Source organism: Streptosporangium amethystogenes subsp. fukuiense (assembly GCF_042665875.1).
GTDB classification, from domain to species: Bacteria; Actinomycetota; Actinomycetes; order Streptosporangiales; family Streptosporangiaceae; genus Streptosporangium; species Streptosporangium fukuiense.
On sequence record NZ_JBHTEE010000001.1, the window covers coordinates 8,572,164 to 8,584,814 of the forward strand.

General features: G+C 70.3%; 12 protein-coding genes. 6 read left to right on the plus strand and 6 right to left on the minus strand.

The features are described 5' to 3' along the window. Positions 1 to 19 precede the first annotated feature (19 nt). Positions 20 to 1,198: a serine/threonine-protein kinase gene (locus ACFQVD_RS38130; RefSeq protein WP_386273450.1), complete on the minus strand. Its 1,179-nt coding sequence runs from the start codon at positions 1,196 to 1,198 to the stop codon at positions 20 to 22. A gap of 492 nt (positions 1,199 to 1,690) precedes the next feature. Here ACFQVD_RS38130 and ACFQVD_RS38135 point away from each other — a divergent pair, with 492 nt between their 5' ends. Then, on the plus strand, positions 1,691 to 2,941 hold the full coding sequence (locus tag ACFQVD_RS38135) for a PQQ-binding-like beta-propeller repeat protein (RefSeq protein ID WP_343977661.1): 1,251 nt from the start codon (positions 1,691 to 1,693) through the stop codon (positions 2,939 to 2,941). Between the two features lie 331 nt (positions 2,942 to 3,272). On the opposite strand, the gene ACFQVD_RS38140 is transcribed toward ACFQVD_RS38135, so the two are convergent. Continuing rightward, positions 3,273 to 4,925 (minus strand): fumarate hydratase, encoded by a 1,653-nt coding sequence (locus tag ACFQVD_RS38140; RefSeq protein ID WP_343977658.1) that lies wholly within the window; start codon positions 4,923 to 4,925, stop codon positions 3,273 to 3,275. Positions 4,926 to 5,176: 251 nt separating this feature from the next. Between ACFQVD_RS38140 and ACFQVD_RS38145 the strand changes: the two genes are divergently transcribed. Then, positions 5,177 to 5,524, plus strand: coding sequence for a hypothetical protein (locus ACFQVD_RS38145; RefSeq protein WP_343977655.1), 348 nt, complete (start codon positions 5,177 to 5,179; stop codon positions 5,522 to 5,524). Here ACFQVD_RS38145 and ACFQVD_RS38150 read toward each other — a convergent pair. Further along, positions 5,451 to 6,380: a DMT family transporter gene (locus ACFQVD_RS38150; protein WP_343977652.1), complete on the minus strand. Its 930-nt coding sequence runs from the start codon at positions 6,378 to 6,380 to the stop codon at positions 5,451 to 5,453. The two genes, ACFQVD_RS38145 and ACFQVD_RS38150, sit on opposite strands and share 74 nt — an antisense overlap. A gap of 67 nt (positions 6,381 to 6,447) precedes the next feature. Between ACFQVD_RS38150 and ACFQVD_RS38155 the strand changes: the two genes are divergently transcribed. Next, a complete protein-coding gene (locus tag ACFQVD_RS38155; protein WP_343977649.1) occupies positions 6,448 to 7,977 on the plus strand; it encodes an aminotransferase-like domain-containing protein in 1,530 nt (509 codons plus the stop codon). Here ACFQVD_RS38155 and ACFQVD_RS38160 read toward each other — a convergent pair. Beyond that, a complete protein-coding gene (locus ACFQVD_RS38160; RefSeq protein ID WP_343977646.1) occupies positions 7,930 to 9,066 on the minus strand; it encodes an MFS transporter in 1,137 nt (378 codons plus the stop codon). The two genes, ACFQVD_RS38155 and ACFQVD_RS38160, sit on opposite strands and share 48 nt — an antisense overlap. Before the next feature lie 257 nt (positions 9,067 to 9,323). On the opposite strand from ACFQVD_RS38160, the gene ACFQVD_RS38165 reads away from it, so the two are divergent. Further along, positions 9,324 to 9,929 carry a DUF1707 SHOCT-like domain-containing protein gene (locus ACFQVD_RS38165; protein WP_343977643.1) on the plus strand — a complete coding sequence of 202 codons (606 nt, stop codon included), beginning with the start codon at positions 9,324 to 9,326 and terminating at the stop codon, positions 9,927 to 9,929. A 68-nt stretch (positions 9,930 to 9,997) separates the two neighbouring features. On the opposite strand, the gene glpX is transcribed toward ACFQVD_RS38165, so the two are convergent. Further along, positions 9,998 to 11,032: a class II fructose-bisphosphatase gene (gene glpX / locus ACFQVD_RS38170; RefSeq protein WP_343977640.1), complete on the minus strand. Its 1,035-nt coding sequence runs from the start codon at positions 11,030 to 11,032 to the stop codon at positions 9,998 to 10,000. Positions 11,033 to 11,114: 82 nt separating this feature from the next. Between glpX and ACFQVD_RS38175 the strand changes: the two genes are divergently transcribed. Both ACFQVD_RS38175 and ACFQVD_RS38180 read left to right on the plus strand, forming a co-directional pair. Further along, positions 11,115 to 11,720, plus strand: a complete 606-nt coding sequence (locus ACFQVD_RS38175; protein ID WP_343977637.1) for a TetR/AcrR family transcriptional regulator — start codon at positions 11,115 to 11,117, stop codon at positions 11,718 to 11,720. Between the two features lie 38 nt (positions 11,721 to 11,758). Beyond that, positions 11,759 to 12,292 (plus strand): DUF4245 domain-containing protein, encoded by a 534-nt coding sequence (locus ACFQVD_RS38180; RefSeq protein WP_343977634.1) that lies wholly within the window; start codon positions 11,759 to 11,761, stop codon positions 12,290 to 12,292. Between the two features lie 13 nt (positions 12,293 to 12,305). On the opposite strand, the gene ACFQVD_RS38185 is transcribed toward ACFQVD_RS38180, so the two are convergent. Continuing rightward, positions 12,306 to 12,536 (minus strand): exodeoxyribonuclease VII small subunit, encoded by a 231-nt coding sequence (locus tag ACFQVD_RS38185; protein WP_030910800.1) that lies wholly within the window; start codon positions 12,534 to 12,536, stop codon positions 12,306 to 12,308. Positions 12,537 to 12,651: the final 115 nt, after the last annotated feature.

Here is a 12,651-nt window from a genome sequence, read left to right on the forward strand (position 1 = left end):
TTCCACCTTGAGAAGCGCTTTACCCGCGCTTACGGAGTTCCCTCGGCCAGAGAAGACGCGGGAGCATCAACCTTATAAGGGGTGTCATAAAACGGACAAATGGGCGATAGGTTGGCGAAACCTCCGCCGGCTTTCTGTGTACCCCCTCACCCGGGCGCCGGTGCGCGCGAGGCTGGGACACCGGTGCCGACATCGGTCCGGACGGCGGCGGGGCCGACATGGGAGACGAGAGCCGCGGCGCCGACGTCGGCGTCGGCACCGAGCCGAACCGATGCAGCCCGCGGTGCTGGGAACGACGGCTGAACGGCGGAACCGGGGTCCCGCCGGACCCGCCCACGGGGGGCCTGCCGTCGGGGCGCCTGGCGGGCCTGATGTCGGGCCTGACGTCGGGCCGTGCGGGCCTGCCGTCGGGCCGGGCCGGAGGCATGGTGAAGGAGTCCTCGACCAGCCCGCCGGCCGCCACCCGGGCGAGCATCAGCGAGGCCCGTCCCGTGTCGAGCCGGGCGTTCGGGTCGATCGTGAGGAGACCCCGCAGCACCGGCGTCAGCGGGCCCGCCCGCTCCATGGGGATCGGCTCGCCACTGGTCAGCGCGGCGAGCGCGGCGGCGGCCGTACGGCGGCCGTGCAGGCCGCGGCCCTCGACGGCGGTGTAGAGGGTCGCGCCGAGTGACCACAGGTCGCCGGCCGGGCTGGCCTTGGCGCCCAGCACGCGCTCGGGGGCGATGTATCCGGCCGAGCCCAGCACGATGCCCGCCTGGGTGATCGACACGTCGCCTTCCAACGCGGCCAGGCCGAAGTCGGTGAGCACCGCCCGGTCGTCGGTCACCAGGACGTTGCTGGGCTTCACGTCGCGGTGCAGGATCCCCTTGGCGTGCACGGCGCGCAGCGCCCCCAGGACCTGACGGCCGATCTCCGCCACCTGGCGTGGCGGCAGCGGGCCGTGGTCCTGCAGGAGCTGCTCCAGCGACCTGGCACGGAGCAGCTCCATCACGATCCAGGGACGCTCGTCCTCGGTGACGACGTCGAAGACCGTGATGACCGAGGGGTGGGCGACCATCGCGGTCGCCCGTCCCTCGCGTTCGGTCCTGGCGCACAGCTCGGCGCGGAGATCCTCGTCGAGGATCAGCGGGAGGCGGACCTCCTTGACGGCCACCTCGCGGTTGAGCAACTCGTCGTGCGCGCGCCAGACAGTGCCCATGCCACCGCGCCCAACCGGTTCTGACAGCCGGTAGCGCGCTGCAAGAAGGTATCCGGGCGGCGCACGCATGTGGTGCAGCTTACCGATTTGCGTAATGAGACCAGTAGAGACCGGGCCGAATATTCTTGCCAACTTCAGTCAGATTTTCGCGCTCGTAACTGTTGGGAAACGCTGCGTGATATTTGGTGAATTGCCGCGGGACCCCTGCTTCTCCTGAAAATATGGACATGTGTAGTGATAGTGGAAGCAATAAGCATATTTCCGGCATCGAGGGTGGTGATGGGTGCCCGAGGTCGAGTCTGCGTAACCTGCTCATCTGGGCGGAGGGCATGCACACCGGGCAGGTGGCGAACATGACCGTCCCAGTGACCGACAAGTCGTTCTCCAGCGCCCGCCTCTAGCGTCGTTCGGGGGCTTCGTGCCGGGCGCGACACAAAAGCCGGCTCCAGGCATGCGAGCACCTTAAGGAGAGACGGCGATGAGGTCCGGGAGATGAAGAGCGTGAGCCGGCGTCAGTGGAGCGGATGGCAGCGGGCGGTCACAGGACTGACGATCGGCGTACTGGTCGTTGCCTCCTGGTTGGCGTGGCGGGCGGTGACGGCGACCGCGCCCGTGATCCCCTCCTGGACCTACGACGTCGGCTTCGGATCCTCCACGCCGGCGGTGGCCGACGGTGTGGTGTACGTCCTCGGAGGCGAACTCGGCGAGAACAGGATGTACGCCCTGGACGCGGCCACCGGCAAGCAACGCTGGACCCGCAAACTTCCCAATGTTCCCTCAATCGGCTACTCCGATCCGGTGGTGGCCGGAGGTGTCGTGTACACCACCAGTGACGGCAGGATGTACGCCCTGGACGCGGCGACCGGTGAGCAACGCTGGACCTATGACACCCGTAACCGCGCCAAGGTCGACTTCAGCCCGGTGGTAACCGGCGATGCCGTGTACTTCAGTGACGATGCCGGCAGGGTGTACGTCCTGGACGCGGCGACCGGCAAGCGCCGCTGGAGCTACGAAAACCGTGACCTCGTCGACATCACCTCCAGTCCGGTGGTGGCCGGCGATGCCGTGTACTTCGGCGACGATGCCGGCAGGGTGCATGCCCTGGACGCGGCCACCGGCAAGCGCCGCTGGAGCTACGAAACCGGTTACCGCGCTGAGGTCGACTCCAGTCCGGTGGTGGCCGGCGATGCCGTGTACTTCGACGACGATGCCGGCAGGGTGTACGCCCTGGACGCGGTGACCGGCAAGCACCGCTGGACCTACAGGAAACACAGCCTCCTCGACACCATCTTCAGCCCGGTGGTGGCCGAGGGTGCCGTGTACTTCACCGCTAGCAGTATGCATGCCCTGGACGCGGCGACCGGCGAGCAACGCTGGATCGATGAGATTCGCGGCATCCCCTACTCCAGCGTGGTACTGGCCGACGGCGTGGTGTATGCCGTACATGCCCGCAAAGACGAGAAGAGGGTGTACGCCCTGGACGCGGCGACCGGCACCGAACGCTGGACCCACAAGTTTTCCGGAACTCTCGGAGGCAGGTACCTCGATCCGGTGGTGGCCGACGGTGTGGTGTACCTCTCCGATGACAAGGAGAACAGGGTGCACGCCCTGGACGCGGCCACCGGCGAGCACCGCTGGACCTATGAAACCGGCGACCGTACCTTCAGGCCGGTGGTGGCCGACGGTGTCGTGTACATCTCCACCGGTCACACGGTGAGTGCCGTGAAAGCGCCGGCGGGATAGGGGCGACCAGGGGTTTCTGTCCGCCGACCGGCGACATCTGCGACAGCGCCACCTCACGACCCGCGATCGGACCTACCGGCGGGCGGCGAGGATGGCATCGGCCCTGTCACGCCCCCGGTTCCCGCACCGTCACCGGTCTCGGCATGGCCGCCGCCGGATCGTACCCCGCTGTGATCCGCGCCCCGGTCCGGCCGGGCGAGAAACGGCGGCCCGCGACTCGGCCGATACTCAGGGACGCGACCGGCCGGCACACAACGGTGTGACCGGCCGGTGTACCCGGACGCCGGGTCGTCGCGACCTCGTGGACGATGCCTGAGAGAGCCGGGGATGGTCAGCGGCGGCCGATGCTCAGGACGGGCCCGGTCGTGTCCGTGAAGAAGTCCTCGCCCTTGTCGTCGACCACGATGAAGGCGGGGAAGTCCTCGACCTCGATCTTCCAGACGGCCTCCATGCCCAGCTCGGGGTATTCCAGCACCTCCACCTTCTTGATGCAGTCCTGGGCGAGGCGGGCGGCGGGGCCGCCGATGGAGCCGAGGTAGAAGCCGCCGTGGGTTTTGCAGGCGTCCGTGACCTGCTTGGAGCGGTTGCCCTTGGCGAGCATGATCTTGGAGCCGCCGGCCGCCTGGAAGCGTTCGACGTAGGAGTCCATCCGGCCCGCGGTGGTCGGGCCGAAGGAGCCGGAGGCGTAGCCCTCGGGGGTCTTGGCGGGGCCGGCGTAGTAGACCGCGTGGTCCTTGAGGTACTGCGGCATCTCGCCGCCGGCGTCCAGCAGCTCACCGATCTTGGCGTGCGCGATGTCACGGGCCACCACGAGCGGCCCGGTCAGCGACAGACGGGTCTTGACCGGGTACCTGGTCAGCTCGGCGAGGATCTCCTGCATCGGGCGGTTGAGGTCGATCTTCACCACGTCGTCCGACAGGTGCTCGTCCGTGGTCTCGGGCAGGAACCTGGCCGGGTCGGTCTCCAGCCGCTCCAGGAAGACCCCCTCGGGGGTGATCTTCGCCAGGGCCTGGCGGTCGGCGCTGCAGGAGACCGCGATGGCGACGGGGCAGGAGGCGCCGTGGCGGGGGAGGCGGATGACGCGGACATCGTGGCAGAAGTACTTGCCGCCGAACTGCGCGCCGATGCCGAGCTTCTGGGTGAGCTCGAAGACCTTGGCCTCCAGCTCGGTGTCGCGGAAGCCGTGGCCGGAGGGGGAGCCTTCGGTGGGGATGGAGTCCAGGTAGCGGGCGCTGGCGTACTTGGCGGTCTTCAGGGCGTACTCGGCGGATGTGCCGCCGACGACGATCGCCAGGTGGTACGGCGGGCAGGCGGCGGTGCCGAGGGAGCGGATCTTCTCCTCCAGGAACTGGAGCATCCGCCTCTCGTTGAGCACGGCCTTCGTCTCCTGGTACAGGAACGACTTGTTGGCGCTGCCGCCGCCCTTGGCCATGAACAGCAGCTTGTACTCGTCGGGGTGGCCGAGCGGGTCCTCGGCGTAGAGCTCGATCTGCGCGGGGAGGTTGGAGCCGGTGTTCTTCTCCTCCCACATGGTGATGGGGGCCATCTGGGAGTAGCGCAGGTTCAGCCGGGTGTAGGCGTCGTAGACGCCGCGGGAGATGTGTTCGGCGTCGGCGCCGTCGGTGAGCACGTGGCGGCCGCGCTTGCCCATCACGATCGCGGTGCCGGTGTCCTGGCACATCGGGAGTACGCCGCCCGCCGAGATCGAGGCGTTCTTCAGCAGGTCGAGGGCGACGAAGCGGTCGTTCCCACTCGACTCGGGATCCTCGATGATCTTGCGGAGCTGGGCCAGGTGGGACGACCGCAGGTAGTGGGAGATGTCGTGGACGGCGGTCTCGGTGAGCAGCCGCAGTGCCTCGGGTTCGACCTCCAGGAACCTGCGCCCCGCGGCCTCGACGACCCGCACCCCCTCGGTGGTGATCAGGCGGTACTCCGTCTCGTCCGGTCCCATGGGAAGCAGGTCGGTGTAGTCGAACTCGGGCATCGTGGTAGGTCCTCCGTGCGGGCGCCGTTTTCCTAGAGGGTACGGCCCTCGCGATCGGGCCCGACCTTCGCGGTCGGGTGGGAGCCGACTCTCCCTTTCTCCACGCGAGCGCCAGTGGACAGATCGTATGAAAACCACATATTTGGGACAAGCATTAATGGCATATGCGTCTTTTGTCCACACGTGTCCGAAGAAACGAGAGAAGCTGGAAGAGGGCCGGGCCGAGCGTCCGGTGGAGGTTGGGAGGCATCATGGACATTGGAAACACCCTGATGACCGGTGACATCGTCCTGCTGATCCTCGTGGCCGTCTTCGTGGTGGCAGGACTCGCCGTATCACTGATAGCCATCACGCTGACAAGTATCAAAGAGGGCGACGGGCGGACTCCCCAGTGGCCGGTGAGCTGGCCGGACTCCCAGCGGAGCGTCCCCAGGCAGCGGATCAGCGCCGAGTCCGGACAGATCGTCCTGCCACCGCACCAGGGGGCGGTCCCCCCGCAGCGGGACGGCGGCATCGCCGAGCGGGTCAGCCTGCCCCCGCAGGACGAGGAGCCTTCGCAGGAGGCGAATCTGCCCCGGCAGCGGGTGCACCGGCTCTGAGGCCGAGGACGATGCCGGCGACCACGAGCGCCGCGCCGAGCAGGTCGGGCGGCGAGGGCGCACCGAGGCCGAGGACCGCGCCGGTGGCGATGGCGCCGACCGGGATCAGCCCGGCGAACAGCCCCGCGGTCCCCGGGCCGAGCCGGGGCAGGGCGTCGTACCAGAGGAAGAACGCCACGGCGGTCACGACCAGCGACTGGTAGCCGAGGCCCGCGATCTCGGGTGCGGTCGGCACCCGGATCATCGCGGTGCCGTCCGCGAGCAGGCCCGCGACGACCAGCAGCGGTACGGCCAGTGACGCCGAATAGGCCGAGACGCGCACGGCGCCCAGCTTCGGCAGCAGCGGGATGGCCAGCAGGGAGAAGCAGATCTCGCAGCCCAGCGCGCCCAGCGACCAGAGCAGTCCGGCCGCCTCACCGCTGCCCAGCCCGGTGGCCACCGTCGCTCCGGTGACGACGACCGCCGCCGCCGACAGGAGCCGGGGCGAGGGGCGCCCGCCGAGCAGGGCCAGTGCCAGTGGCACGGTGCCGAGGACGGTGCCGACCAGGGCCGGGCCGCCGTGCCGGGTGGCCTCGATCACGCACACGTTGAAGATCACCAGCCCGGTCAGGGAGAGCGCCGCCAGCAGCGCCGTCTCACCAGGTGTGAGCCGCACGAACCGCAGCCCCGCCATCCGGGCGACCGCGAGAAGGACCACGGCCGCCAGCAGGTAGCGCATGGCCTGGCCGCCGTAGACCGGATAGTCCCCGATCACTCCGGAGACCCCCGCCAGGGTTCCCACCAGGAACATCGCTCCTGCGGCCTCACTCAGGCCGCGTAACTCCGGCCGGGAGACGGTACTGACATCCACCTTCATGTGCGGAATGCTAGGAAGCCAATGGCTCCCCTGTCGGGTCCAATGAAGCATCGGAACAGAGGACCAATTGGCCGATCTGCATCTCGTCGTCGACCGTGCGGCGGGCGGTGTCGCCGCCCAGATCGCCCGCGAGCTCCGCGAGGCGGTGCGGCGTGGACGGCTGGCGGCCGGGGTCCGGCTGCCCGCCAGCCGTGAGCTGGCCAGAGATCTCGGGCTCTCCCGGGGGGTGGTGGTCGAGGCGTACGAGCAGCTCGTGGCCGAGGGCTTCCTGATCTCCAGGACCGGGGTGGGCACCACGGTGGCTCCGGCCGCGAGCCGCCAGGCAGTCCTTCCAGGGAGCCTTTCCCGGCCGCAGGACAGCGCGCCCTCGCCCGCCGGTCCCGGGATGACGAGCCCCGCGGAGGGCCGCGAGCCGTATCACGAGCGCCGCTCCACCGCGCCCGACCTGAGGGCGTTCCCCAGGGAGCGGTGGCTGGCCTCGATGCGGCGTACGCTCGCCGCGCTGCCCGTCGAGGCCCTGGACTACGGCGACCCCGGCGGTGTCCCCGCGCTCCGCGAGGAGCTGGCCGCCTACCTCGGGAGGGTCCGGGCGGCCGACGTGGTCCCGGACAACCTGGTGATCGTGGGCGGGGTCGCCCAGGGGCTGAGCCTCACGGTCCAGGCGCTCGCGGGGCGGCTTCCCCAGGTCCGGGCGCGCCCCGACCTCGACTGGTTCGTCCAGCGGGTCGAGTACCCCGTGCCCTCCCCGGGCCGGATCCTGCTGGCGGTCGAGGACCCGGCCGGGGTGCGCCAGCTCCCGCTGCTCCGCGCGGCGGGAGCCGACCTGGTCGCCGTCCCGGTGGACGACGAGGGCATCGATGTCGGGGCACTGGCCGAGACCGGGGCGCGGGCGGTGATGCTCACTCCCGCGCACCAGTACCCGACGGGGGTCGTGCTCTCGCCCCGCCGCCGTGCCGAGCTGATCGAGTGGGCCGTCGCGACCGGCGCGATGATCCTGGAGGACGACTACGACGCGGAGTTCCGCTTCGACCGCGACCCGGTGGGTTGTCTGCAGGGGCTGGCCGCCGACCGGGTGGTCCTGGTCGGGAGCGTCAGCAAGTCGCTGGCCCCCGGCCTCCGCCTGGGCTGGGCGGTCGCTCCGCCCCGGATCGCCGGGTCGCTGCGGCTGGCCCGCGGCGAGCTGGACATGGGGTCGCCCGTCCTGGAGCAGTACGTCCTGGCCGACTTCGTGGCCACCGGCGACTACGACCGGCACCTGAGGAGGATGCGCCGGCAGTACCGCGCCCGCCGCGACGCCCTGGTGCTGGCCCTCGGCGAGCACCTTCCCGAGATCACCGTGCGGGGCGTCTCCGCCGGGCTCAACCTGTTCGCCGAGCTGCCGTACGGCTGGGACGAGGCATCGGTGGTGGCCAGGGCAGAGGAGTGCGGGCTGGCGGTCGAGCCGGTGGAGCCGATGCGGCACGCCCCCGGTCCGCCCGCGCTGTTGATGGGCTTCGCCCGACTGCCCGGACACCGCGCCGGCCAGGCGGTCCGCGCCCTCGCGAGAGCCCTAGGGGCGCGCGGCGAGTTCCGGTTCCGGCTGGAAACCCCTGGCTAGGAACACGATCAGGGCCACCAGCACCACGGCGGGTACGAACGCCACGCGGACGTTCACCTCGTCGTTGAGGGTGCCGACCACGGCGGCACCGACCAGGAAGCCGACGTAGTTGAACATGTTGACCCGCGCGATCGCGGTCTCCGCACCGGCACCGAGGCGCCCGGCGGCCGAGAACGACTGCGGGGCGATGATGGACAGGCCGACGCCGACCAGGCCGAACGACACGACGGCCAGCACGACGCCGGGCGCGACGACGACGCCCAGCGTGCCCACGGCCGCGATCACCGCGCCCGCGCGGACGACCGGCGCGGGTCCGTACCTGCGTACCGCGAGGTCACCGGGGACCCGCGCGAGAAGCATGGTCGCCTGGTAGACGAGGTAGGCGAACGGAACCAGCCAGCCGCTCGCCGCCAGCGCCTTCTCCATGTAGATCGTGCTGTAGTTGGAGACCGCCGCGTCACCGACGTACAGGAACGCCATCGCCAGGCAGAGCGGGATGATCGGCCGCCACGGCACCCTGGCCGCCACCTGCGCGGCCTGTTCGCCGGCCCGCTCCGCGTCCCGCCCGTAGAGGCGGGGGAGCATGACCATGGAGATCACCGCGCCGATCAGCACCGGGACGGAGAAGGACCAGCCCAGCTCGACGCCGAGCGCGCTGAAGGCGGAGTTGAATCCGGCGCCCAGCATCGAGCCGACACTCCACACGGCGTGGAAGCCGGTCAGCACGCTCATGCCGTACCGGCGCTCCACCGCGACCGCCTGCATGTTCATCGCCGCGTCCACCGCGCCGACGAACAGGCCGAACGCGGCGCTGAGCGCGTACAGCCCGGCGAGCTGATCGTTCCAGCCCGACAGCGCCACGATGACGCAGACGCCGACCTGGGAGACGCGCAGGATCGGGGCACTGCCGTACCGGCTCGCCAGCGGGCCCGCGATCGCGCTGCCGGCACCGGCGATCACCGGTACGAGCAGCAGGACCAGGGTGAGGTCGCCGTCGCTGAGCCCGAACCTGTGCTGGAGGTCGATCACATGGGTGAGCAGGGTGGCGAAGCAGAGGCCCTGGACGAAGAAGGCCGCCCAGGTCGCCACGCGCGCCTGTCTGTCACGCGGGAGGGGCACGACGGCCTCCGGAGAACATGAGGGGGGTTCAAGTTCTCGCCAGGCTAGGTGTGCCGCCCCCGGCGGTCAATGCCCTGTGCCGCTCGGGACCCGCGACCGGGCGGACGAGGCATGGCTCCACCGGTTCGCGGCAGAGGCCCCGGGGCCGCGCGGGCCGGGGCCGAGGAGCGGACGGCCGGGCGGTGCTGGGACGCTCGGGGCGGCCCAGCAGGGATTAGGGTCGAGGGGTGGAGAGTCCCCGCCCGCCCGCGAACCGCCGTCGCAATCGTGAACCTGCCCCCGCCGACCTACGGGCGGCGGACGCCGACCGCGAGAGGGTGGCCGCCGTGCTGGGCGACGCGCTCGCCGACGGGCGCCTGAACCACGACGAGTACGAGGAGCGCACCGAGGCGGTCTACCGCGCCCGCACCCTGGGAGAGCTCTCCGCGCTCACCACGGACCTGCTGCCGCCCGAGGCGCAGCCGCTCCGCACCGACGTCCGTCCGGTGACGGCGTTCTTCGGCTCCGAGGAGCGTTCGGGCCGCTGGGTCGTGCCGACTCACTTCTCCGCCACCGCGATCTGCGCGAACGTCAAGCTCGACCTGTGCGAGGCGCTGCTCCAGTCCAGCCGGGTGACCCTGCAGGTCACCGTGATGGGCGGCACCCTCACCCTGATCGTCCCCGAGGGCGTGCGGATCGAGATGCCCGCCTCGTCCTTCATGGGGGGCAAGAAGAACCAGGTCCCCCCGGGCGCGCCCGACGGCCCGGTCATCGAGATCACCGGCGTCGTCACGCTCGGGAACATCGTGGCCAAGTCCCCCAAACGTCCTCGCCGACCCTGGTTCCGCCGCTGAGGTCACCTCCGGCTCCGGTTCCGATGCCGTTCCGGGATGCCGGACGACACCGGTTCCAGTGCCGGTCCTCAGCTGGCGCTGTCGAAGTTGATCGCGCTGTACGCCCGCAGCTTCCAGAGCTGGTGCTCGCTCTCGATCTTCCGGATCGTCCCGGAACGGCCGCGCATGACCAGGGAGTTGGTGATGGCCCGCCCCGCGCGGTAACGGACACCCTGCATCAGTTCGCCGTCGGTGATCCCGGTGGCCGCGAAGAACACGTCGTCGGACCTGACCAGGTCGTCGGTGCTCAGCGTGGCGTCGAGGTCGAGGCCCGCGTCCAGCGCCCGGCGGCGCTCGGCGTCGTCCTGCGGCCAGAGCCTGCCCTGGATGACGCCGCCCAGGCACTTGAGCGCGCACGCGGCGATGATGCCCTCCGGCGTGCCGCCGATGCCGAGCATCAGGTCGACACCGGTGCCCACCCGGGCCGCCATGATCGCACCGGCCACGTCGCCGTCGGTGATGAGCCTGATCCGGGCGCCGGTCTCCCGGATCTCCCGGATGATCTTTTCGTGGCGGGGCCGGTCGAGGATGACCACGGTCACGTCCGAGGGCTCGCCGCCCTTGGCGCGGGCCACCGCGGCGATGTTGTCGGCCACCGGTGCGTTGATGTCCACGGACGAGGCGGCCTCGGGACCGGTGACCAGCTTGTCCATGTAGAAGACGGCGGACGGGTCGTACATCGAGCCGCGCTCGCTGACCGCGATCACCGAGATCCCGTTGGGCATGCCGAGCGCGGTCAGCCGGGTGCCGTCGATCGGGTCGACGGCCACGTCGCACGCCGCGCCGCTGCCGTCACCCACCTGCTCGCCGTTGTAGAGCATCGGCGCGTTGTCCTTCTCGCCCTCGCCGATCACCACCACGCCGCGCATCGAGACCGTGTTGATCAACTGGCGCATCGCGTTGACCGCGGCGCCGTCGGCGCCGTTCTTGTCACCCCGCCCGACCCAGCGGGCCGCGGCCATCGCGGCCGCCTCCGTGACCCGGACCAACTCCAGGGCGAGGTTTCGATCAGGGGCGTGCTCGCCCGTGGCAAGGGCGGCAGGAACGGACGTCTGATCAGACATGGTGGGAAACCCCTCTCGTGGCTAATGCAACGATCGTAGTTGGCGCCCCTCTGACCGGTCGGCGGAGGATAATGTGCCCACCATGAGCAGCGACGCGGAACGGCTGGTGAAAGGCGTGGGTGCGCGGACCTCCGAGCGGGGGGCCGCCACGCGCGCCGCGTTGCTGTCCGCCGCCAGGGAGATTTTCGTCACAAGCGGATTCGCCGAGACCGGGGTCACCGACGTGGTCGCCCGCGCGGGGGCGAGCGTCGGAAGTCTTTACCATCATTTCTCCGGCAAGGCCGACCTCTACCTCACGCTCTTCGACGAGTTCCAGGCCCGGCAGACCCAGCGGACCAAGCAGGCGGTCGGCCAGGCCAGGGCGGCCGGCGAGAGCGACCCGATGCGGCTGTTCATCGCCGGGGCCCGCGCCTACCTGGAGGGTTGCCTGGCCGAGCGGGAGATCTCCGCGCTGTTCCTGCGCGGTGACGGGCCGCCGGGGTTCGAGGTCATCGTGCGCGACCGGCTCCGGCAGTGGGCCAAGCGCAACGCAGCCCTGTTCGAGGGTGACGAGGGAGCGCTGGTCGTGGTCCTCACCGGGGCGCTCGCCGCCGCGGTCTCCGAGGTCGCCCTGTCCGACGACGAGGACGCCTCACGGGCGCTCGTCGAGGACGTGCTGGCCATCATCGCCCAGATCCGCCGCCCCTGAGGGCGGACCACCTCCCTGAACGGATAGTGTCGACAGTCGTGCGAAGGTTCACTCAGGGCTTTTACGGCTATGTGGTCGCGATGGCGATCTGCCTGGCCGCCGTCGGCCTGTTCCTGCTGGTCACACCGCAGAGCAGGACCGAGCACATCCCCAGGGTCGACTACTCGATAGCGTTGGCCGATCTGCGCCGTACGGCGCCCTTCCAGATGTGGGCCCCCGAGCCCGTCGCCGCAGGGTGGATCCCGAACAGTTCCCGGAGCACCCGTGAGAACGGCGCCACCACCTGGAAGCTCGGTTTCGCCACCGCCAAGCGCTTCCACGCGATGCTCGCCCAGAGCGACGAGAAGCCCGCGGCCGAGTTCGCAGGCAGGCTCTCCAACACCTCCACGGTCACCGGTACCGTCCAGATCGACGGCGTGACCTGGGAGCAGCGCGTCCGCGAGGACAAGAACCAGCGCGCCCTCGTACGGTTCCTGCCCGACGTCACGATCGTCGTCACCGGCACCGCCCCCTGGGACGAGCTGTCCACCCTGGCGGGCTCCCTCAAGCAGCAGCCGAGGAACGACTCCTAGCGCGGGACAGGACCTAGAAGGGGGTCTCTCCGGCCGGGTCGGAGTGCCGCCGCTGGGCCATGGCGGCCGCGAGCTTCACCCGGGCACCCTGGAGCCACTCCTCGCAGACCGCGGCCAGCTTCTCGCCGCGCTCCCAGAGTTCGATCGACTGTTCCAGGGTGAGTCCGCCCGCCTCAAGACTGCGGACCACCTCGGTCAGCTCCTCGCGCGCCTGCTCGTACGACGGTCTCTTCTCATCGGCCACGCACCCCACCTTAGATCGTGACGCCCACCCGATGACGCCGTGCCGTACCGGGAGCCGAGGCGCCCCCCGCGACGGCGTGATCGACAAGGTGCCTCCCCGGTCGCTCCGCGGGGGA